This window comes from Rhodococcus koreensis (assembly GCF_017068375.1).
Classification (GTDB): domain Bacteria; phylum Actinomycetota; class Actinomycetes; order Mycobacteriales; family Mycobacteriaceae; genus Rhodococcus_F; species Rhodococcus_F koreensis.
In genome coordinates, this window is sequence record NZ_CP070609.1 from 4,084,602 (window position 1) to 4,105,916 (window position 21,315).

At 65.3% G+C, this 21,315-nt stretch carries 19 protein-coding genes and 2 pseudogenes; 14 read left to right on the top strand and 7 right to left on the bottom strand.

Features of this window, described 5'->3' with window-relative positions; translation table 11 throughout:
• Positions 1 to 71: 71 nt before the first annotated feature.
• Positions 72 to 977 (top strand): LysR family transcriptional regulator, encoded by a 906-nt coding sequence (locus JWS14_RS18660; RefSeq protein ID WP_206014043.1) that lies wholly within the window; start codon positions 72 to 74, stop codon positions 975 to 977.
• A gap of 7 nt (positions 978 to 984) precedes the next feature.
• On the opposite strand, the gene JWS14_RS18665 is transcribed toward JWS14_RS18660, so the two are convergent.
• Genes JWS14_RS18665 through JWS14_RS18675 form a run of 3 tightly spaced genes read right to left on the bottom strand, consistent with a single transcriptional unit; the run spans position 985 to position 4,255 of the window.
• A complete protein-coding gene (locus tag JWS14_RS18665) occupies positions 985 to 1,716 on the bottom strand; it encodes a sulfite exporter TauE/SafE family protein (protein ID WP_072944983.1) in 732 nt (243 codons plus the stop codon).
• Positions 1,717 to 1,766: 50 nt separating this feature from the next.
• Positions 1,767 to 2,843, bottom strand: a complete 1,077-nt coding sequence (locus tag JWS14_RS18670; RefSeq protein WP_241031401.1) for a phosphotransacetylase — start codon at positions 2,841 to 2,843, stop codon at positions 1,767 to 1,769.
• A 41-nt stretch (positions 2,844 to 2,884) separates the two neighbouring features.
• Positions 2,885 to 4,255: an aspartate aminotransferase family protein gene (locus JWS14_RS18675; RefSeq protein WP_179377872.1), complete on the bottom strand. Its 1,371-nt coding sequence runs from the start codon at positions 4,253 to 4,255 to the stop codon at positions 2,885 to 2,887.
• A gap of 218 nt (positions 4,256 to 4,473) precedes the next feature.
• Between JWS14_RS18675 and ald the strand changes: the two genes are divergently transcribed.
• The 9 genes and pseudogenes from ald to JWS14_RS51760 all read left to right on the top strand — a co-directional run bounded on the left by ald (position 4,474) and on the right by JWS14_RS51760 (position 13,985).
• Positions 4,474 to 5,595: an alanine dehydrogenase gene (gene ald, locus JWS14_RS18680; RefSeq protein WP_206014044.1), complete on the top strand. Its 1,122-nt coding sequence runs from the start codon at positions 4,474 to 4,476 to the stop codon at positions 5,593 to 5,595.
• A 103-nt stretch (positions 5,596 to 5,698) separates the two neighbouring features.
• Complete coding sequence (gene pdxR / locus JWS14_RS18685) at positions 5,699 to 7,168, top strand: MocR-like pyridoxine biosynthesis transcription factor PdxR (RefSeq protein ID WP_206014045.1); 1,470 nt, start codon at positions 5,699 to 5,701, stop codon at positions 7,166 to 7,168.
• A 312-nt stretch (positions 7,169 to 7,480) separates the two neighbouring features.
• Positions 7,481 to 8,086 carry a dihydrofolate reductase family protein gene (locus JWS14_RS18690; protein ID WP_095865359.1) on the top strand — a complete coding sequence of 202 codons (606 nt, stop codon included), beginning with the start codon at positions 7,481 to 7,483 and terminating at the stop codon, positions 8,084 to 8,086.
• Between the two features lie 728 nt (positions 8,087 to 8,814).
• Complete coding sequence (locus JWS14_RS18695; RefSeq protein WP_241031402.1) at positions 8,815 to 9,066, top strand: hypothetical protein; 252 nt, start codon at positions 8,815 to 8,817, stop codon at positions 9,064 to 9,066.
• Positions 9,067 to 9,249: 183 nt separating this feature from the next.
• Positions 9,250 to 10,008, top strand: a complete 759-nt coding sequence (locus JWS14_RS18700) for a ParA family protein (RefSeq protein WP_206014046.1) — start codon at positions 9,250 to 9,252, stop codon at positions 10,006 to 10,008.
• The gene (locus JWS14_RS18705; RefSeq protein ID WP_206014047.1) at positions 10,008 to 10,520 is read left to right on the top strand and encodes a hypothetical protein; all 513 of its coding nucleotides are present in this window, start codon (positions 10,008 to 10,010) and stop codon (positions 10,518 to 10,520) included. Before JWS14_RS18700 ends, JWS14_RS18705 begins: the two co-directional genes overlap by 1 nt.
• Before the next feature lie 393 nt (positions 10,521 to 10,913).
• Positions 10,914 to 12,455: an alpha/beta hydrolase gene (locus tag JWS14_RS18710; protein ID WP_241031403.1), complete on the top strand. Its 1,542-nt coding sequence runs from the start codon at positions 10,914 to 10,916 to the stop codon at positions 12,453 to 12,455.
• 191 nt (positions 12,456 to 12,646) lie between these two features.
• Positions 12,647 to 13,544, top strand: a pseudogene (locus JWS14_RS18715) (serine hydrolase domain-containing protein); the annotation flags it as partial.
• A 21-nt stretch (positions 13,545 to 13,565) separates the two neighbouring features.
• The gene (locus JWS14_RS51760) at positions 13,566 to 13,985 is read left to right on the top strand and encodes a hypothetical protein (RefSeq protein WP_420855159.1); all 420 of its coding nucleotides are present in this window, start codon (positions 13,566 to 13,568) and stop codon (positions 13,983 to 13,985) included.
• An 81-nt stretch (positions 13,986 to 14,066) separates the two neighbouring features.
• Here JWS14_RS51760 and JWS14_RS18720 read toward each other — a convergent pair whose 3' ends face one another.
• Positions 14,067 to 14,630: a dihydrofolate reductase family protein gene (locus tag JWS14_RS18720; protein WP_206014048.1), complete on the bottom strand. Its 564-nt coding sequence runs from the start codon at positions 14,628 to 14,630 to the stop codon at positions 14,067 to 14,069.
• A gap of 250 nt (positions 14,631 to 14,880) precedes the next feature.
• Here JWS14_RS18720 and JWS14_RS18725 point away from each other — a divergent pair, with 250 nt between their 5' ends.
• On the top strand, positions 14,881 to 15,462 hold the full coding sequence (locus JWS14_RS18725; RefSeq protein WP_206014049.1) for a dihydrofolate reductase family protein: 582 nt from the start codon (positions 14,881 to 14,883) through the stop codon (positions 15,460 to 15,462).
• An 827-nt stretch (positions 15,463 to 16,289) separates the two neighbouring features.
• Here the strand turns inward: JWS14_RS18725 and JWS14_RS18730 are convergent.
• Complete coding sequence (locus JWS14_RS18730; RefSeq protein WP_241031404.1) at positions 16,290 to 17,057, bottom strand: IclR family transcriptional regulator; 768 nt, start codon at positions 17,055 to 17,057, stop codon at positions 16,290 to 16,292.
• Between the two features lie 190 nt (positions 17,058 to 17,247).
• Positions 17,248 to 18,405, bottom strand: a complete 1,158-nt coding sequence (locus JWS14_RS18735; RefSeq protein WP_206014050.1) for a serine hydrolase domain-containing protein — start codon at positions 18,403 to 18,405, stop codon at positions 17,248 to 17,250.
• A gap of 315 nt (positions 18,406 to 18,720) precedes the next feature.
• Here JWS14_RS18735 and JWS14_RS18740 point away from each other — a divergent pair, with 315 nt between their 5' ends.
• Positions 18,721 to 19,323 (top strand): TetR/AcrR family transcriptional regulator, encoded by a 603-nt coding sequence (locus JWS14_RS18740; protein WP_241031405.1) that lies wholly within the window; start codon positions 18,721 to 18,723, stop codon positions 19,321 to 19,323.
• A 133-nt stretch (positions 19,324 to 19,456) separates the two neighbouring features.
• On the opposite strand, the pseudogene JWS14_RS50120 reads toward JWS14_RS18740, so the two are convergent.
• Positions 19,457 to 19,733: pseudogene (locus JWS14_RS50120) on the bottom strand (NAD(P)H-dependent flavin oxidoreductase); the annotation flags it as partial.
• Between the two features lies 1 nt (position 19,734).
• On the opposite strand from JWS14_RS50120, the gene JWS14_RS18750 reads away from it, so the two are divergent.
• Positions 19,735 to 20,103, top strand: a complete 369-nt coding sequence (locus JWS14_RS18750) for a hypothetical protein (protein WP_206014052.1) — start codon at positions 19,735 to 19,737, stop codon at positions 20,101 to 20,103.
• Positions 20,104 to 20,155: 52 nt separating this feature from the next.
• The gene (locus JWS14_RS18755; protein WP_420855140.1) at positions 20,156 to 21,313 is read left to right on the top strand and encodes a tyrosine-type recombinase/integrase; all 1,158 of its coding nucleotides are present in this window, start codon (positions 20,156 to 20,158) and stop codon (positions 21,311 to 21,313) included.
• Positions 21,314 to 21,315 lie beyond the last annotated feature (2 nt).

Sequence of the window (21,315 nt, forward strand, 5' to 3'; positions counted from 1 at the left end):
CGATAGCCGTCATTTCGGCATGAACACATATCAATCAGATATGTCTTGTGGCAGGGTCATATACTCGGTGCATGTCCCGCAAATGGCCGGAGTTTCCGGTGCTCGAGTTGCTCGTCGGAGTCGACGACCACGGAAGCCTCAGCGCTGCCGCCAGACTCGCGGGCATGGCGCAGCCGAATGCGAGTCGCGCCATCAAGCAACTCGAGCGCCAGTTCGGCATGACCCTGCTGCAGCGCAGCCCGACGGGTTCGATACTGACGCCACAGGGCACGGTGATCGCGCACTGGGCGCGCCGGGTGCTGTCCGATGCGTGCAGGCTGCTCGATGTGGCCGAGGGGCTGCGCGCGGAACGCTCGGCCGAGTTGACGGTGGGCGCCAGCATGACGGTGGCGGAACATCTGATGCCGGGGTGGCTGGGACAGTTCCGCCGGTTGCACTCCGACGTCACCATTCACCTGCAGGTGCACAACTCGACTCAGGTGTTCGAGCGCATCAACAACAGGATCTGCGACGTCGGGTTCGTCGAGTCGCCGACGGTGCCGCGTCCGTTGAAGAGTCTCACGGTGGCACGCGACCGGCTGGTCGTCGTCGTTCACCCCACCCATCCGTGGGCACGGCGGCGAAAAGCACTGTCCGTCAGCGAGTTGGCGGTGACACCGCTCCTGGTCCGGGAACCGGGATCGGGCACCCGGACCACCCTCGACGTGGCGTTGCAGGAATACGAACGGGCCGCACCGCTTCTCGAACTGGGCAGCGCCGCCGCGATTCGTACCAGCGTGCTGGCCGGGGTCGGACCGGCGGTGATGAGTACCCTCGCGGTCGCCGAGCAGGTCGCCGCCGGGGAGCTGAAGGTGATCGACGTCGAGGGCCTCGAACTCGACCGGGTTCTGCGGGCCGTGTGGCGGGGCGCGCGTCAGCTCGACGGTCCCGCAGGCGAACTGGTGCGCCTGGTCCGCCGGGTCGGGGCGGAGAACTGACCGGCGCTCAGCCGAGCAGGAACGTTGCCGCGCCGGCCGCGATCACCAGCACGATGACGGCGGACCGAAACACGCCCGGCGGCAGTCGCCTGGCGATCGCCAGTCCGGCGACATTGCCGATCACCGCCGCCGTCACGAAGATCGGGAGACGCGGCCAGAACATCGACTCCGTGATCTCGTCGTGGAACCACAGGACACCGAGCGCCATCACGTTGGCGACGATGAAATAGCCTGCGAGATCGGCGATGAACGCCAGCGGTGGCAGCCGCGCACGCATCAGCAACAACACCGGGGGCGGTCCGTTGAGGGAGGTCGTGGTGCCCAGATAGCCGCCCACGGAGCCGGTGAGGACATGTGCGGTGGTGGAGGGGGTCCGGGTGGTTTGGGTCCGGGTCGGGAGTGCCATCGCGACCCCGCACAGCATGACCACGACTCCCGCCGCCGGCTTCAGATACTGTTCCGGCACCAACCCGAGGGTGACCGCACCCAGCCAGGCGCCGGGCAGACTGCCCCCACCGAGCAGTGCCACTCGTCCCCAGCTGATGTGTTCGCGCAGGTGATACGCCGCGCCGATGCGGGTGATCAGCCCGGCGACGAGATTGACGAATACCACTTCGGGAACGGCGAATCCGATCATCAGCATCACCGGCGTCGCGATCAGGGCCGTCCCGAACCCGGTGGCCCCTCCGATGACGGAGGCGATGCCGATGCACAGGGCACCCACGAGGAGCATCGTCATCGCGACTCCCTTCTCGATCCGGTGGCACGGTCCCGTGCCTGGTCCGCCGCTCAGATGGCGAGGGATTGGACTGCGCTCACCAGCGCCATCAATTCGATGTCGCTGCCGGTGCATCCGCGGGACAGGTCGTTCCACGGCGCGGCCAATCCTTGCAGGATGGGCCCCAAGGCTATTGCACCGCCGAGCCGCTGGGCAATTTTGTACCCGATGTTGCCGGCGTCGAGGTTCGGGAACACCAGGACGTTCGCGCGGCCGGCGACCCGGGACCCGGGCGCCTTGGACGCGCCGATCTCGGCGACCAGCGCGGCATCGAACTGGAGGTCTCCGTCGACGTGCAACTGCGGGTCCCGGACGCGCACCCGTTCCGCGGCCTCGCGGACCTTCTCCACGCGCGGATGGCTGGCGCTGCCCTGGGTGCTGAACGACAGCATCGCCGCGATCGGGGTCTGCTCGGTGAGCTGGAAGTGGGTGGCGCTGGCGGCGAGCGCGATGTCGACCAGTTCCTCGACCGTCGGGTCGGGGACGACGGCGCAGTCGGAGAACGTCAGCTGCCTGCCGTCCGGCAGCAACATCAGGATCGCACTGGACAGGGTGCTCGAACCCGGTGCGAGTCCGACGATGCGCAGTCCGGCACGCAGGACGTCGGACGTCGGTCTGCTCGCACCCGCGACTCCGGCATCGACCACCCCGGCGCGCACCGCCGCCGCGGCCAGGCACACCGGGTCCGACAGCGCCGACTCGATCCGGTCGGGATACTTCGCGAATCCCGATGCGACGGCGTCGCGGATCGCGGGGTCGGCGGCGGCCTCGTCCAGGTCGACGACGAGTTCCTCGGCCAGCGGAATGCCCGCGGCCTCGGCGGTGCGCCGGATGACGTCCCGCCGCCCGAACAGGCGCGGGGCGACGACGCATTTGTGGTGCAGATGGTGGGCCGCACGGATCGCGCGTCCGTCCTCTCCGTCCGCGAGGGCGACGGTCCGGTTCCGGCCGCTCAGGGTGGCGGTCCAGTGGTCGATCAGAGACGAATCATTCAGTCGTGCAATGTCGGTGGGTGGTGCAGTGGTGGCGCCCGGGGCCATGGCCTCGCTCTCCCGTCGATACGAAGAGGGGTGGCGGTCGTCGATCACGACGACCGCCACCCGCTGGAACTCGGGGAAGGTGCCCTTCCCTACGGCTGGATCGCCTTCTCGATGTCGGTGAGCATGCTGTCGATGCCGTGCAGCAGTTCCGAGAGCACCTCGTCGTCGGCGACGAGCGGCGGGGAGATCATCAGCATCGTGGCACCGCGGTCGTCGCCGCGCAGGATCACCTTGGTGCGGGCGAACGCCTCCGGCAGCACCTTGCGCAGCACCGTCAGCGACTCCTGCTCGGTGAACTCGCGGCCGCTGTCGCTGTCCGCCATCAGTTCGATCGCGTAGAAGAATCCGGTGCCGCGGACGTCCTTCACGCAGCGGTGCGAGCGCATCAGCGAATCGAGTGCCGTCTTCAGCTTCGGGCCGCGTGCGCTGACGTTGCCGAGCACGTTCTCGTCGCGCATGGCGGTGATGTTCGCGACCGCGACCGCCGTCGACACCGGGTGCCCGCCCCACGTCGCGCCGTGGGTGAACACGCCGCCCTTGGGCGAGTCGTAGAGTTCGCGCACCAGCTGCTCACGCACGATCAGACCGCCGAGCGGGGCGTATCCGGACGTGGAGCCCTTCGCGAACGTGATCATGTCCGGCACCACACCGGTGAGTCCGTGTCCGAACCAGTGCCCGAGGCGGCCGAATGAGCAGATCACCTCGTCGGAGACCAGCAGGATCCCGTGCTTGTCGCACAGTGCGCGCAGCGCCGCCCAGTATCCGTCCGGCGGGACCAGCGCGCCGCGGCCGTTCTGGACCGGCTCGGCGAAGACGGCGGCGATGGTCTCGGCGCCCTCTTCCTCGATGACGGCTTCGATCGCGGCGATGCAGTCGAGTTCGTTCGCCGGGCCGCAGTCGCCGAGGTAGCCGAGCGTGTTGGGTACGGAGCGGACGCCGGGCAGCAGCGGGCCGAACGGATCCTTGATCTTGGGCAGCTGCGTCACCGAGAGGGCGCCGAGAGTGGTTCCGTGGTAGGCCATCTCACGGCTGATGATCTTGGTTCGCTGCGGGTTGCCCTGGCTGCGGTGGTACTGCCGGGCGAACTTGACGGCCGTCTCCACGGCCTCGGAACCCGAGTTGACGAAGAACGTCGTTCCGAGGTCACCGGGCGCCAGATCGGCGATCAGCGCGGACGCCTCGATCGCGGGAATGTGGGCGCTGCCCCAGTTGGACGCGTACGCCAGCGTCCCGATCTGCTCGCTCGCCGCCTTCGCGATGTCGTCGCGGCCGTGACCGATGTTCACGCAGAACAGACCAGCCAGACCGTCGAGGAAACGGTCTCCCTCGGTGTCGATCAGATAGCTACCCTCACCCCGAACGAACACCGGAAAGTCGCTTTCCCAGGTGTCCTTGCGGGTGAAATGAGGTCCGAGGTGCCGACGGGCCCGTGCTCGCAATTCGGTGACGTCCACGACCATCTCCTTCGTTGTCGAATGGCTGTGATCCACAACATACCGCCGAGGCGGACCGCAGGTCAGAACCAGAACAGCGGTATTCGATGGGTCCAGACTGGTCCCCGTAGACGGTCCCCAACTGGTCCTTCTGGTCCCATGCCAGAGTGATCCAGACTTCGGTATCGCTCGGGGACCACGGCATGTGGTCGGAGCGGAACAGCCCCAGCTAACGGAGGTCTCAGATGAGGATCGGTATCCCCAAGGAAGTCAAGAACCACGAGTACCGGGTGGCGGCCACTCCCGCCGGTGTCCACGAGCTGGTTGCCCACGGGCACGACGTGTTCGTGGAACGCGGTGCGGGGGAGGGCTCGTCGATCGGCGACGACGCCTACGGCGCGGCCGGCGCGAAGATCCTCGACAGCGCCGACGCCGTGTGGCAGAGCGCGGAACTCCTGCTGAAGGTCAAGGAGCCGATCGCGGAGGAATACCACCGGATGCGTTCGGACCTCACGCTGTTCACCTACCTGCACCTCGCCGCGGGTGAGGAGTGCACCCGGGCCCTGCTCGCCGCCGGCACGAATTCGGTTGCGTACGAGACGGTTCAGCTTCCGGACGGTTCGCTGCCGCTGCTGTTCCCGATGAGTGAGGTCGCCGGCAGGCTCGCTCCCCTCGTCGGTGCGCAGGCACTCATGCGCCCGGAGGGTGGCCGGGGTGTGCTGATCGGCGGCGTGTCCGGTGTGTCCCCGGCGCGGGTCGTCGTGATCGGTGCCGGCGTATCGGGCATGAACGCCGTCGCCGTCGCCGCAGGCACCTGGGCCGACGTCGTCCTGTTCGACAAGAACGTCGACAAGCTGCGCGCGGCCGACCGCATGTACCAGGGGCGGATCCGGACCCTCGCCGCCAACGCCTACTCCATCGAGCAAGAGGTCATGCAGGCCGACCTCGTCATCGGCGCCGTGCTGGTCCCGGGCGCCAAGGCACCGAAGATCATCTCGAACTCGCTGGTTTCACGGATGAAGCCGGGCAGCGTCCTCGTCGACATCGCGATCGACCAGGGTGGTTGCTTCGAGGACTCGCGGCCCACCACCCACGCGGACCCCACGTTCAAGGTCCACGACTCGGTGTTCTACTGCGTGGCGAACATGCCGGGAGCGGTGCCCCACACGTCCACGTACGCGCTCACCAACGTGACCCTGCCGTACACGCTGCAGATCGCGGAGAAGGGCCTGGCCCGCGCGGCCCGGGAGAACGCCGCACTCCGCGCCGGCGTCAGCACGATCTCCGGACGCCTCACCAACGATGCCGTCGGTGCCGCACTCGGGATCGAGTCGGTCGGCGTCGACGACGCGCTCAACCTGGTTTGATTTCGCCGCCGGCCCGGCATACTGAGAAGTGCTCGTTCGGGAACTTCTCGGCGTGCCGGGTCGGCCTACACCTGGCCACTCTTGGATCCACAGGAGGCGATGCGTGCCGAGAACACTGATCGAGATCGACCGCAATTCCGCCGAACCGCTCTACCGGCAGGTTCGACGGGCGATCGAACACGGCATCGCCAACGGACTGTTCGATCCACGCCACCGCCTCCCCAGTTCACGGGAACTGGCGGTCGATCTCGCGATCTCCCGGAACACGATCAACCTGGCCTATCAGGAACTGATCGCCGAGGGGCTCGTTCAAAGCCACCAGCGCTCGGGCATGTTCGTCAATCCCGACATGATCGAGACGCTCGCATCCGACGCCCGCGCCACCATTCCGCGCATCGACTGGTCGTCCCGTATCCGGCGGTACCCCGACGCCGACGTTCCGCACATCGAGAAGAACCTCGACTGGCACAGCTACCCGTATCCGTTCCTGGCCGGGCAGATCGACATCCGCAGCTTCCCGGCCCGCGCGTGGGTCCGCTGCCTGCGCGACGCGCTGTACCAGCCGCATGCCTACGCCAGCCTGCAGGACAGCGTCGGCGCGGACGATCCGATGTTGATCGACATGATCCGCCAGCACCTGCTGCCGTCGCGCGGTATCGAGGCCGGTGCCGACGAGGTTCTCGTCACCGTCGGTTCCCAGCAGGGGCTGGATCTCGTCGGCCGCGTTCTCCTCGGACCCGAACACCGCGTCGCGATCGAGAACCCCGGCTACCTCGACGCGCGACACATCTTCCTGCGCACCGGCGCTCAGGTGTACGGCATCGACGTCGATGCGCACGGCCTGCGCCCGCCGGAGACGCTGCGCGGCACGGACCTGATGTATCTGACGCCGAGCCATCACCATCCGACCAACGTGACGCTCGGCATCGACCGGCGGCAGCGTCTGCTGCAGCTGGCCGCGGAATCCGGCACCGTGATCGTCGAGGACGACTACGACAGCGAGTTCCGCTATCACGGCAGTCCCAGCCCGGCGCTCAAGGCCCTCGACTCCAGCGGCGATGCCGTGTACCTGGGCACATTCTCGAAATTCCTGGCCCCGGGTCTGCGCCTCGGCTACCTCGTCGGACCCGCGGATCTGGTGCGTGAGCTGCGCAAAGCCCGCCGGTACGTGCTGCGGCACCCACCCGGTCATCAGCAGCGGGCCCTGGCGATGCTCATCGACAGCGGCGAGTATCACCGCGCGCTGCGCCATCACCGCACCCAGATGAAACACAAATGGGAACGCCTGTGCGCGGCCGTCGACAAGTATCTCCCCTGGCCGCAGGAGCCGTACCCGCCCGGCGGGGTCAGCCTGTGGATGACCGGTCCGGAGAATCTCGACTGCCGGGTGCTCGCGCGGGAGGCCGAGGCCCGCGGCGTCCTCATCGAACGGGGCGACATCTTCTTCACCCAGCCGGTACCGCCCCGCAACCACTTTCGCATCGGCTACGGGGCGATTCCCCTGCGCTCCATCGAGGAAGGCATCGCCCTCCTCGGCCAGGCGTGCCAGGCGAGTTTCCGCTTTGGCAGGTAGACCCCGACAACACCCGCGGCCCGGCCGCACCATTTAACTAACGATGGCCGGCACGTCCCGAAAGTCGGCCGTTGCCGGAACGAGCTGCGCCGCAGAGGTCCCGATAGCTCCGTCCGGTGACGAATCCCGAATCGGGGCGACAAACGGGACATCAGACGATCTGCTCTGGATAGTTGTGCGCTGTTTTGGGTGTATCCCATTCGACGGTTTCTGATCCATGGCCGACCTATCATCGAAACAACCGAACGGATCCGATGAGTTCGTCGCCCGCGGCCGGTCCAAACTCGTAACACCCGAGGAAAGGACACCGCCATGTCAGAACTTCTCGTCGACTTCATCACCTCCCTCGACGGCAACGCATCGGGAGAGGGCTGGCCCGGGTTCTGGGGCCTCGAGGGCCCGGAGTACCTCGCTTGGCTCGGCGAGCAGCCCGAGGTCACCTACCTCATGGGAGCGAACACCTACCGCCTGATGTCAGGCTTCGCCGCCGGCGAGGTCCCGAATGGCCAAGATGAGTTCAGGGCCGAAGAAGAGGCGTCCGTCGACGAGCTCACGCAAGCGTCCAAGGTGGTGTTCTCCTCCTCGCTGGAGGAGCCACTGACGTGGGCAAACTCCACGCTCGTCCGCGACGACGCCGTCGAGACGGTCCGCGCCATGAAGTCGAATGGCTCGGGGCTCCTCAGCACGATCGGCAGCCTCAGCCTGTGCCGGTCCCTGCTACGGGCCGGACTCGTCGACCGCTTCCGAGTCGTGATGTTCCCGGTGATCACCGGGGCTACGGGCGCAGAACGCATCTACGAGGGCTACCCGGACGTCGCCCTCGAGATGATCGAGCACCGGACCTTCGACGGCCGCATCCAGCTGGTCGAGTACAAGCCACGCGTGCTCGAGCACCCGCCGCTCGGCGCCCCTGCGTGACGTCGCCCCGTCCGCTTCGTACGAACACCTGGCCTTGGCCGAGCTATGAGTCCACTCGACAAGGGTAGGTGATCGCACGCTCCGACTCCGTCCTTCTCCGCAATGCCGAGAAGGTTGGGACCCGCTGACCAGCGGACTGAACAATGTGGCAACGCAGCCCGGCGGTGTTCCTTCCATATTGATGAGGCGGGCAGGGCGTACAGCGACGTACCCTTCACCCGAAAACGCTCGGTAGTCCTGACTGTCGACTTCAACGTGATAGCAAGGAACCCGCACTTGCCCAGGCGCTTTGGCAATGCCTCAGACGTGTAGGTTCCGGCGCTTCGTGTCGGTTGCTCAGTCCGGTGCGTCGGATTCCTCATGCGCCAGTACAGGAGCCGCTCTGCCATCCAGTCTTTGACCTGCGAAAACGTGCCTGGTTCGGGTGTCCTACCGACACGAAATGTGGAAACCGACACCGAAACGTGGAACCTGCAAGACGCTGTTCCGGAGCACTCTCACAGCCCCCTTGGCGGCTTACTTCCGGTTTATGCGCGCGGTTGGTGACGAGAATTCCGCTTCCCGCACCGCCTTCCGGGAAGCCGGTAGGTCAACGTGATCCGCCGCGGTGAGTATTTCCTGTTGTCGAGTTCTCGGGCACTGCACGCGATGCCCGGCCGCGAGAAATTCTGGGGGGGGTGCGGTGTGGCGGTTAGGTCGTTCGACTTTCTGGTCCCAGAATTGCGGGTATGGCCGAGATCGTTGCTTCCCGCCGCCGGGGGCGGCCCAGTAAGGGAACCCGTGCTGTGGTCAAGGCGCTGGTGCCACCGGAGCTCAAGGAAGCAGCTGCCAGCGCCGCGAAGGCGCATGGCATGACCGCGAACGACTACATCACGGCGCTTATCGCGGCCGACACCGGCCTGACCGAGCTGATGGCATCGATTCAGGAGAGGCAGACCGCGACACAACGATCCGCGGAATCCTGCAGATCGGGACCGTGACGGATCAGCGGTCTGGGCAGTGTGTGGCGACCTGTGTGCTCGTCGCGATAGTGACAGTAGATCGTCCGCCGTCAGCGATGATCGCAGGACTCCGCCGGAACGAGAAACGTCAACGCGACACTGAACGCCCCCGACGGATCAGTGCACGTTACGGCACTATTTATTGCACGAAGGGACAGGCCCATGACCCGCACCATCGCGGTGGTCAACCACAAAGGTGGTTCCACCAAAACCACGAGCACCGTCAACCTCGCCCAGGCCCTCGTCGAAGCCGGCTACACCGTCCGTGTTGTCGACCTCGACCCGCAATGCAACGCCACCACCTGGCTCGGTGCCACGCCCGAGGCCGTCGACAACGATGTCCTGTCGGTGCTGATGATGGTGGCGAGCATCGAGGATGCCACCACCATCACCGCCTCCGGGATTCACCTCGTTCCTGCCACCAAGGAACTCGATTCCGTCGGGCCCTACTTCCTCAAGAAGCCCGGTGCGCACGGCGTCCTGCGCAAGGCCCTCGCCGGCGCCCCCGATGTCGACTTCAACCTCCTCGACTGCCCCGGAGACTTCGACCACCTGACCATCAGCGCACTCGTCGCCTGCACCGACGTGCTCGCCGCTGTCATGACGGGAGCGATGGAACTCGAAGCGCTCATGCGGATCGAGAACTACATCAGCGAGCAGGTCGAGTTGCTCAACCCCACCGCACGGCTCAATCACATTCTGTGCGGCCGCGTCGAACTCGGCCAGATCATCGACCAGCAGGTCCTCGCCGCGCTCCGCGAGACCTACCCCGAGCAGACGATGCGCACCATCATCCCGAAGTCGGTCCGTGTCAGCGAAAGTTACAGCGCCGAAGAACCCGTCGTCAGGTGGGCACCGTCGTCGTCGGCGGCACGCGCCTACCGCGACGCCGCCCGAGAACTCGTCGAAAGGATGCCCTGATGAGCGCGACACGTAAGCCCGGACTCGCCAGCAACCCCCTCGACCGACGTCCCCAGCCTCGCGCAGGCGCCCATCAGGTCGGGACGTGCTCGAGAACTCGTCGAAAGGATCTCCTGATCAACGTGACCCGTGAGTCCGGACTCGCCAACAGCCCCGCCGAACGCAAGCGGCGGCTGCCGAACCTCGTCGAGCAGGGCGTGGACGTCGCACGAGAAGCGGCCACCAACGGCGAAACCCAGCAGGGGCCGGTGGCCCCCGACGAGGAAACGACCACCAAACGGGTACCCGCGGACAAGACGCTGGAATCCATCTATATCAACCGCGCCAAGGTCGAAGGCGGCAAGAATGCTGTCGCCGCGATCGGCCATATCGCCGGCGCCCCCGACAGTTGGTCCGACCTCGTCGACGAAGCCCTCGCCCGCTACCTCTCCGTTCTCGAACGCGAATACAACGATGGCGAACCCTTCCCGCCGCGCAACGCCGAACGCGTCCGGGGATCACGCATCAAGTAGCCGCCCAGGCGGTCGGTACGCTCGGTCTGCATGGTCTCGAGCGCATTCGTGACGACCAGAGCGTGCCCGCCCGGACGCATCGTTGAAAGGTAAAGACAGGCAAGGCTTTCCGACTGGTCGATATCGGGTGAACCAATGGATATCGAATCGCAGGGTCTGCGAATGCGAGTCTGCCACGACAACGGCCACACCCACGCCGACAGCAAACTCGACGCCCTCACCAAGGCGACGGCGGTCCTCACCGAGGTATCGAGGCCGATTTCAGCGGCCGGTGTGGCTGCTTCGCCGGTAACGGCGCTCCCAATGCTATGGGTGTGCCAGGATTTATCCGAGTAGATACTCGGACCGAGCCCGAACACAAGGTTCGGGCGGTCGCCATTCAGGGTGGTTGACATGCGGTTTGTGAACCAAATAACGGCGATTGCGTTTGTCTCGATTCTCGTCAGCTCAGCGTGTGGCAGCAATTCCGATCCGTCCGGTTCGCCACCGACGGCTGTGGCTCATCCGCCGGCGGAGTTTGTCGAAGGTCCGTGCGCGCAGACGCCAAATCCGGTCCCACTGCTGGAGAATGCTCGCTGCGGCGAACTATTGGTACCGGTGAACCGCACCAGAGAAGACAGCGGATCCTTGCGCTTGGCAGTGGCGATCGTTCCGTCGGAAACGCAGCCGCCGGCCAAGGCTCCGATCGTCTTTCTCATGGGCGGGCCCGGTCAGGATGCAGTCACCGATCCCCCGGTCAACCCGGACGTGCCGCTGAACCGTGATCGCGATCTGATCCTGATGGGACAGCGCGGCAACATCACGTCCAGCTCGCCGTTGCCCTGCCCGGAGATTTTCGAGTTCTTCGCCAACAGGATCGGAATGGCGTGGAACGCTGAGTCCACACGGGATGCGTACGTAGAAGCGGTGCAGGAGTGCCACGACCGCCTCGCTCCCACCGTTGACCTCTCGGCGTTCAATTCGACCGAGAGCACCTATGACCTGATTGATTTACGCAAGGCACTCGGCCTCGAGAAGTGGAATGTGTTCTCCCACTCGTACGGTACCGACCTTGCGCTGATCTACATGCGTCAAGACGCCGACGCCATCGAGTCGATCGTGTTCGACGGAGTGACGCCTCCATCGGCTGGTGCCCTGGCGTGGACCTGGGCCAGCGCTCGCCAAGCATTCGACAACATGGTCCAGGCGTGCGAGGACCAGCCGGCATGCAAGGAGCGCTATCCCGACCTGGGGGCCACGTTCATCCGGCTGGTCAATGAGCTTGAAGCGAAGCCCATCACCACGACGGTCAACGTTGAGGGTGTAGGAGAGACGAAGGTTGTCGTCGACGGCGGAATGCTGCTGAACTGGTTCGTCCCCGTGGCTACCCATCTACCGAAGGAGTTCCCATCCACGGTCGATGAGCTCGCACACGGGAATGCGCAGCCCATTGCATCGCGGTGGGCCGAGGTGTGGGGGCATCCGGAGAGGGGCGTCCTCCATTGGGGCCTCACCCTGAGCATTTGGTGCCGTGAATGGATCCCGTTCGAGACCGTCGAGCAGTCACTGCAACAGGCGGAACAGGAATTCCCTGAACTCCCGGAGTCCGTTCGGGCCCAAGCGCCACAGCTGCCGTTCCTGCGCGACGCCTGCGAGGTGTGGGACGTGCCGAAGGCCCCTGACTCGATCCGAGACATCACCGTCAGTGACATCCCTTCGCTTGTGCTGTCGGGTACCTACGACGGGCAGACCGGAGCGGTGTGGGGCGACTACATCGCGAAGGATCTCTCGCAATCCATAGTCGCGGTAGTGCCCGGAGCTGCACACGGTGTGTATGCAGAGCCGCCGTGCGGAGCCGAGATAATCGCGTCGTTTTTCGACAATCCGGAGAACCCGGACACATCCTGCACGGACACGACGCCACTGCCGGCATACGACATTCTCGCGCCACGCTGATGACGACCGAGGTGTTCGCCGTCGGTGGCCCCGAGTTGTCGCGCCGGGCGGTGCTAGGCGGGGCGGTCGCCGGGTTGATTGTGCTCGTGTCGCCGGCATGTTCGTCGACGGAGTCGACCACCACAGCCACGAGCGTCCCGGCGAACGCGAAGGACGCATTCAACGAGCTCGACGCCAAGATCGACAAGGCGATGCGGGACTACGCGATCCCCGGGGTTGCGGTCGGCGTCATTACCGACGGTGACGAGTACATCAAGGGGTACGGGGTCACCAATGTCGACCACCCGACCCCGGTGGACGGCGACACCCTGTTCCGGATCGGCTCCACGACGAAGACGTTCACCGGAACGACCGTGATGCGCCTCGTCGACGAGGGCAAAATCGATCTGGAGGCACCGATACGCCAGTATCTGCCCGATTTCGCGGTCGCCGATCCAGACGCCAGCGCCACGGCGACGGTGCGACAACTGCTCAACCACACGTCGGGTTGGCTCGGTGACGATCTCCAGGACTTCGGTCGAGGTGACGACGCGATAACCAAGTTCGTGGCGTCGATGACCCGGCTCCCACAAAAGACCCCGCCGGGCACGGTCTTCGCCTACAACAATGCGGGGTTGGTTGTGGCGGGGCGGATCGTCGAGGCCGTGACCGGATCGGTCTATGAGGACGCCGTCCAGAAGATGCTGCTGGACCCGCTCGAGTTAAGTCACACCCGCTTTCTTCTCGGACCAGATAATCGGCCAAAATATCGCCGCCTCACACAACGTCGACAACGGAAAAGCCGTTGTGGATCCGGGCTTCTGGTTCTTCTCGCGCAGTTGCAATCCGACCGGATCGTTGATATCCAGCGTGCGGGATCAGGTGCGCTACGCGCGCTTCCACCTCGGCGACGGCACTACACCCAAGGGAGATCGGTTGATGAGCAAAGACTCGCTCATCGCCATGCGTTCGAATCCAGGCGTCGGCGGCACGCTTCAGGTCGAACTCACCGGCGTGGGAGTGACATGGATGCTGCGGCCGTCCGCGGAGAACGAGACGATCGTCCAACATGGCGGGACCTGGGCGGGTCAACGATCCGGGTTCTTCATGGTGCCCAGCCGTAACTTCGCCATGACCGTGCTCACCAATTCCGAGGGTGGAGGGAAACTGCTCAACGAACTGTTCGCCGAGGACTGGTCGCTTCGCCGCTTCGCCGGAATCACTAACCTGCCCGCAACGCCCCAGAAGTTGAGCACGGCCGAGTTGGCGCCCTACGAGGGGGCGTATGCCACTGACGACATCGATCAATCGGGCACCCTGGGGACCGTCGTGATCCACTTCCGCGGCAAAGACGGCCAGCTCGTCGGCAACATGAGCGACGCCCCGGATGGTACCTACCTTCCGGATGAGCAGACAGTCCCGAATCTCGGTCTTGCGCTTTACAAGACCGACTATGGGCTTGACCTTGGCCCCGACCTCGAACCCACCGGCACCCGATCCAACTTCGTTCGGGGGTCCGATGGGAATGTCGCCTGGTTCAGCAACCAATAGCCACCCCGGGAACGCCGGTGGCGCAATGCGAAATTTGAATCAGTGCCGGCCCGAAGCCCACGCCGATCCGAGGGTGGGTACTCAGCGCCTGGTCTCGTACCTGGTCAGGACCACGCCGTCAGGGAACGTCCCGGTCTCCACCAGGGTCAGGTTCACCCAGTTGTCCAGGGCCGCAAAGAACGGCGTGCCGCCACCTACCAGGACCGGGTGGGTGACGATCGCGTACTCGTCGATCAGCCCATCACGCATGGCCACTGCAGCGAGTGTGGCGCCGCCGATATCCATGGGGCCGCCGTCCTCGGCCTTGAGCCGGGCAATCTCGGTGACCGCGTCGCCGGTGACCAGGCGGGTGTTCCAGTCGACCGTGCTGGTCGTCGAGGAGAACACCACCTTCGGCATGTCCCGCCAGCGGCGGGCGAACTCGATCTCCGCCGGTGTGGCACCCGGCTGCTGGTCGGCGGTCGGCCAGTGGGAGCTCATCGTCTCCCACAGTTTGCGCCCGTACAGCGCTGTGCCTGTCGCCCTCACCCGGTCGGACCACCACTGGAACAGCTCGTCGCTCGGCACACTCCAGCCGAGGTCGTCGCCGGGTGCGGCGATGTAGCCGTCCACGCTCACGTTCATGGCGAAGGTCAGTTTCCGCATGGTGTCAGCCTCCCGTGGGTCGGTACTCGGTGTACAGACCAGCACGGCGCGAAGCAATCATCGGTCAGGCCACACCGAGGGCAGTTCCACCACGCCAAGCGGATGTGCGTACGGAGTCCGGCGGCAGTTCCTGCGCGAACATCCCGGCCACGTGCTGGACAGCTGGCCGCGGCCAGCCGATTGATTTCCTACAAGAACGACAGCTCACGACACGCTAAATTTGGGGCACCCCAAAGCAGAGGAGCGCCCCATGGGCAAGGTGGTCATGTACAGCTCGGTGTCGGTGGACGGCTTCATCGCGGACGAGAATGACCAGCCCGGACCGCTGTTCGACTGGTTGTCCAGCGGTGACGTCCCGTTGGACGAGAGCGGCGAGGTGAAGGTGTCACAGACGTCCTACGACTACACCCGGCCGTACTGGGACCAGATCGGGGCGACACTCGTCGGCCGCCACGTCTTCGACATGACCGACGGCTGGGACGGAAAGCCTCCGAGCGGGATCGACCACGTGGTCGTCGTGACGCACCGGCCGGAGCCCGAGGGCTGGGACCCCGAGACACCGTTTCACTTCGTCGACGGCGTCGAGGCAGCCGTGGCCAAGGCGCAGGAGCTTGCGGGTGACCGCATCGTCGAGGTCGCCGCTGGCGACGTCGGTGGCCAGGTGCTTGCCGCGGGCCTGGTCGACGAGGTGCGCATGGACGTCGTACCCGTCGTGTTCGGGTCCGGCAAGCGCTACTTCGGGTCGGTCCACGCGCAGCACCTGTTGGAGGATCCTGATGTGGTGATTCAGGGCAACCGGGTCCTTCACCTGCGCTATCGGGTGCGCCGTTGACCGATCGGAGCGGGTACGCGGATTTGTACGGGGTTGGTGCTGTAAAAAAGCATTTACGCAACGTCTCGCTTAAAAAGGCTGGTGAGCATACTTTTTTCTCTGCAGAGGGCCGATATTCGGCGCCGAGCGATTCGTAGATGGCGGTGTAGACGTGTACCGGGTATGACAGCCACCAGGCGAACAGGCTGGTACACACCAGACCCGCGCCGAGTCCGAGGGCCGTTCCGATCAGTATCAGTGTTTCCGATCAGTATCAGTGTCCACACAAGATCAACTTCGCGATCACCGACTGTGCTGTTACCGAGGCCGCCCGGCGCCGGCCCGTCACGGGCATTTCCGTCCCCACCTGCACGAAATCCACGGCCGCGGCACTATATAGGCCCTCTACGTGACCACCGGGCACATGGAATCGGTGAACCCCATCCCGTTTCTCGCCGCCGGCCTGATCGTCAGCGCGGTCCTCGGCGCGATCTCCGGCTTCCTCGCCGCGCACCGCGGCTGACACACCACGGCGCCTGATGCGCTGACCCGCGCCGGAGTCGCACCGACCGAACCCGGCAACGAGCAGCTTTCTGGACAGGTACCCGAGCACCCAGCTCCTCGCCGGCCACCCGAACGTTGTCAACATTCTGCAGGTCGGGGTCACCGCCCATGATCGGCCGGATATCGTGAGGCCCTTTTGCGCCCAAGGCTCACTCGATGCGCGGATCGTCCGGCACGGCCCACTTGCGCTGGAGGGGTGCTGCGGATCGCAGTCAAGATCGCGGGCGCAGGAGCTGCCGCACATCGTCTCGGTATTGTGCTGGCTGATTTGTTGGGGGTACTGGTTACGAGAGCAGTGGTGCCAGCTGAGCAGCTTGTTGTTGCAGTGCGTCTAGGTGGCGAAATATCAGGTGGAAATGGTCGATGTGTCCCGACAGAGCCAGGCCGGCGACGAGGGTGCCGGTGGTGGATCGGATTGGCACCGAGAGGCAGGCGGAGTTGTTGCGTAGCTCGCCCACCTGAGTGGCATAGCCCTGGTCGCGGACGAGGTTGAGGTGCCGGCGCAGTTCGCTGCGTACGTGGATGGTCCGGGCGGTGAGCTGTTGGGGGCCTCTGGGCTGGAAGGTCGAGTCGAGCACGTCGTGCTCGGCAAGGATTAGTTTGCCGACGGCGCTGGCGTGGAGGTGCTGGTTGAGGTAGTTCTCCTCGGACCGGTACTGGCATTCTGGATCCGGGTCGACTTGGCGTACCGCTGTGGCGGTGTAGGAGTAGAGGTGGACACCGAAGGGGGTCTCCTTACGCAGCTCGGTGAGGAGGTCGCGGGCCGCGGTGAACAGGGTTGGCCTGACGGCGGTGTTGGCGAGCGCGGCGACCTTGTGGCCAAGTGCGAAGCCTGGACGGTCAGGTCGCCGAAGGACGAATCCGTCGTCGATGAGAAGCGTCAGTAGTCTGTATACGGTCGCGGGGGGTATGGCCAGTGTGACTGCGATGTCCCTGGCCGTTACTCCTTCGCCCGCGCGGGCCACTTCCGTGAGAATCCTCAATGCGTTCTGGATCGCCCGTGGTTGTCGTCCTGAGATAACAGGGGCGGAGCCTGCGGTCTGAACATTCACGCTTTATCCGGATACGAGTGGTTGCTGCGGCCTTCTGCGCGCCAGCGGTTTGTGGGCCCGACCCCGGGTTTGTCGCCTGATTGGCGTCGTCCTCGGGGGCGGGCAGCGCAACCATTGACGGTCATTGTTCGGGAGTTTTCCTCGCCGTCTACCGCAGCAATGCTTGGTTCGCGGCGAGGAATCCCGATCATCAGTCCCGCAAAGTGTTTGTGATGGATCGGAGGAAGGCGACCGTCTCACTCTCACGATTGGTGGATTCGCTATCGGTGGTTCCGTACGCGCGGTTCGCTGACAGCTTGACGATGACGGCATTCGTTGACGGGTCGACATACACGAACTGGTTGTACACACCGATGGCGCTGAACTCGCCACGGTTGCCGGCAGGAATCCACCATTGGTAGCCGTAGCCGAGATCGAACCGGTGCGTGCCGACGATCGGTTGTCCTGGCTGGAACTGCGCGCCGCTCGGGACGACGGAGTCCCGTACCCACTGTTCCGGAACGATCTGCTTGCCCTGCCACCGCCCCCCGTTGCGGTAGAGCTCGCCGATCTTGGCGAAGTCCCGGGCGGTCATGTTCAGGCACGCGAATACGGCCTCCATCCCGGCCGAGTCGGTCAGCCAGTGCCCGGGTGAGGTCATTCCGAGGGGCTCATACAGCTTTTCCTGCATGTAGTCGGTGATCGAGCGCTTGGTCGACTTCACCAGCAGCGCGCCCAGTACCTGGGTGTCGCCGGAGTTGTAGCGGCAGAGCGTTCCCGGCGTCTCCTGGTGCACTGCACTGGCGACGAACTCGTCGAGGGAACCGCCGACATCCATGGCTGCGGCGAGGCGGAAGACGTCGGCTTCGCTGTCGTTGTAATCCTCGTTCCAGCGTGCCCCCGACGACATTAGCAAAACCTGCTTGATCGGGACGCCGTCGTAGGCGGATCCCGGGTTGACCGGGACATAGTCGCTGATCGGGTCGTCGATGCTCTTGATGTGGCCTTCCTCGACGGCGATACCAACAAGTGTCGAGATGAAGCTCTTCGCTACTGACATCGAGATCCACGGTACGTCGGGGCCACCGGTGAGTGCGTACCGCTCGTGACGAATGGCTCCGTCGACGAGCACCAGCAGGGCCGCGGTGTCGGTCTCGACGAAGAAGTCTTCGAACGACTTGGTGGCGCCGCCGAACTCGTACTTCTCCGGTAGGGCGATGGTGTCGGATGTCGGCCATACGTACGGGTCAGAGGACGGGGCCAACGTTGTCGACGGGAGCAGGGTGGCCATCTGACAGAAATTCTCGTGCTGGGCGATGCCGGTGAAGAAGCCCAACCCGGCGAAGGAGGTGGTCGGTTTGTCGGTCATGGTCGTCCTTTGGGTGCGGAGGGTGGTGGGCTGTGCAGGTCTTGGTGTTGTAGTGCCGAATCATTCCTGCGGCGTGTATCGAATTATGCTTATTTGCATTGTGTTTCGAGGTTTTGGGGCGCACGCTGCCTCGGGGCTGTGGCGACCCCTCTGCGCGTAGGGGCGGCGTGACCACCCGGCGGAGATGCCGGCGGGTGGTGCAGGTCGGTCAGGTCCTGTTCATCGGCGGTACACTGAAATTTATCAGTACCGACTGGTTATCACAACCATTTGGTACTGCTAAATTTGGTTCGAAGACAGGGTTAGGATTTGGCGATGAACGCAGAGCGCGTGGACGGTCGTACCGTCCGTTATCAGCATCGGCGACCGGAGTTGTTGGCGGCGGCAACCGAGTACGTTCTCGACCATGGCATCGGGGACGTGTCCCTGCGTCCAATCGCGCAAGAACTCGGGGTCACGCACGCGACGTTGCTCCGGCACTTCTCGTCCAAGGACGAGCTGCTCCTCGAGGTGCTGGGAAAGATCCATGCCGAGTTCCGGGATCGACAGAGGTCGGATGAGGGACTGCGCTCTGCGGAGTCGGCATCCGGGTTCCTTCGGGCGGCGTGGCGTTGGCTGTGTGAGCCTCAGGAGCAACGGCAGTTCGTTTTGCTGTTCGAGTTGGTCGGGCGCACGGGCCGTCAACCCGATCGCGGGGGCCGCCTGGTGCAGTCGATCATCAATGACTGGCTCGTACCGATCGAGGAGCGGTTGGTGCAGGATGGATGGCTTCCTGACGAAGCCGCGGTCATGGCGACCCTCCTGCTGGCGCAGGTGCGTGGTTTGCAGCTGGATCTCATCATGACCAGGGACCGTGATCGGATCGATCGGGCCTTCGAGGCCGCCATTGAGCTGGTAGCTCGTCCAAGAGTTCGGTAATCGAGGACCTCCATGTACGTCGTTTCCCTTGTTCGACGTGGGGCGCCGTATCGGTTAGGTCCCCGACTCCGATGGGCGAGATCGACTCTGGCCTGTCATATCCGAGCTGGAGTCGATCTCGACCGATCGGACTTCAGACCGGCTGTAGCAGTTGACCTTTCGCGACTGTGTACTCGCGGCTGAGGCGTTCGACGATCTGTGCCGCGGGGACGACGGCGCCGATGCCCTGCCCGGCGCCCCAGATGTCGCGCCAGGGCTTGGCTTAGGACTTCGCGGCGGTGTCGGCGTCCTCGCCGCCGCCGAAGTCCATGGCGGACGGGTCGGAGACGGCGAGGTTGTTCGGGTCGAGTCCGGCGGCTTCGATGCTGCCGCGCAGGTAGTTGCCGTGGCACGCCGGTGAACAGGTTGGACGTGCCAGCCGAGGTCGGCGATCCGGGCGGCGAGGGGAGCGATCATGTCGATGGTGGTGACGGTGTCGGCGGGGTTCCAGACGGAAAAGCGCAGTCCGCGTACTCCGCCGGCGTCGAGTCGGCTGCCCCGTGCCCGGTCGCCGCTGCGGGCGATGGCGTGCAGGAGTGCGGTGTTGTCGGTGCCGAAATACTTGGCCTGGACGAACACGGTTCGGTCGAGGCCGAGGCTCTTCCGCATCGTCCGGTAGTGGTCGAGGTCGGCGGCGGGGGAGAGACGATGAATGTGCTGCTTCTGCTGGGTTTGCTGATCACCGCGTTCGCTGCCGTGCTGGCGATGCACACCGACGAGCAGTCCCGCTCTCGGCACTGACCGGCGCGGCACCGGTGGTGTCGGTGACCGTGGGTAGATTCCCGGTGTGACGATCGAGGTAACCGCCAGCACGCCGGCAGGGTTGAGTCCGGCCGACGGTGGGTGGGGTGCGGTTCCGGAGCTGTCGGAGCAGGTTGTGGCGCAGATCGCTGGGGCGCTCGAGGCGTCGCAATCGGCGGGAACCCGCCGCGTCTATGCCTCGGACTGGCGCCGCTTCCGCAGTTGGTGCCACACCTATGGCCACGCGGCGTTGTCGGCGCACCCGGCGACGGTGGCCGCGTATCTGGTCGACGCCGCCGATACCCTCACCGAGGTGGGGGAGAAGGCCTACTCCCCGTCGACGTTGAACCGGTGGGTGTCGGTGATCGGGCACTACCACCGGACCGCGAACCTGCGGAACCCTTGCACCGAGGCCTTGGTGGTCTCAACGCTGTCGGGGATTCGCCGCACCTACGCCACCAACGGTGACCGACCCCGCAGTCCCCGGGCCCCGTTGCTGGTCGACGACGTCGTCACCATCGTCGGATCCGCCCGGCGGGCTGTTACCGGCTGGGCGGCCGAGGTGCACGAACGCCGTGACACTGCTCTGTTGTTGATGGGTTTCGCCGGCGCGTTCCGGCGCAGCGAACTGGTCGCCCTCACCTGTGGGGACGTGACCGTGCACAGGCTGGACGGGGTGCACGTGCGGTTGCGGCGGTCGAAGACCGACCAGGACGGCACCGGCACGGTGCGGGCGTTGCCGTTCACCACCCACCATTACAGTTGCCCACCGTGTGCGTATGTGCGGTGGGCGCAGGTCGTCGCCGCATACGATCTCGCCAGTCGACCCGGGGTGATCCGGTTGCTGCGCACCGCACCACCGTTCGAGGGCCATGTCTGCCGAACAGGGTTGCCGCGCATGCGGGCCCGGGCACCGTTGTTCCGGGCGATCGCCAAGAACGGCAACCTCTCCGACACCGCGTTGTCGGGGGCGTCGGTGCACGCGGCGATCCGCCGCCGCGCCGCCGCGGCCGGCTACGACGACAACGTCGTCGCTCAACTCGGTGCGCACTCGCTGCGGGCCGGGTTCGTCACCCAGGCGTTCCGCAACGGCGCCGACGCGCACGCGATCATGCGGCAGAGCGGACACACCAACCCCGCGACTGTGGAGCTCTACGCCCGCGAACACGCACCCCTCGTCGGGAACGCCGTCACCGACATCGGACTCTGACC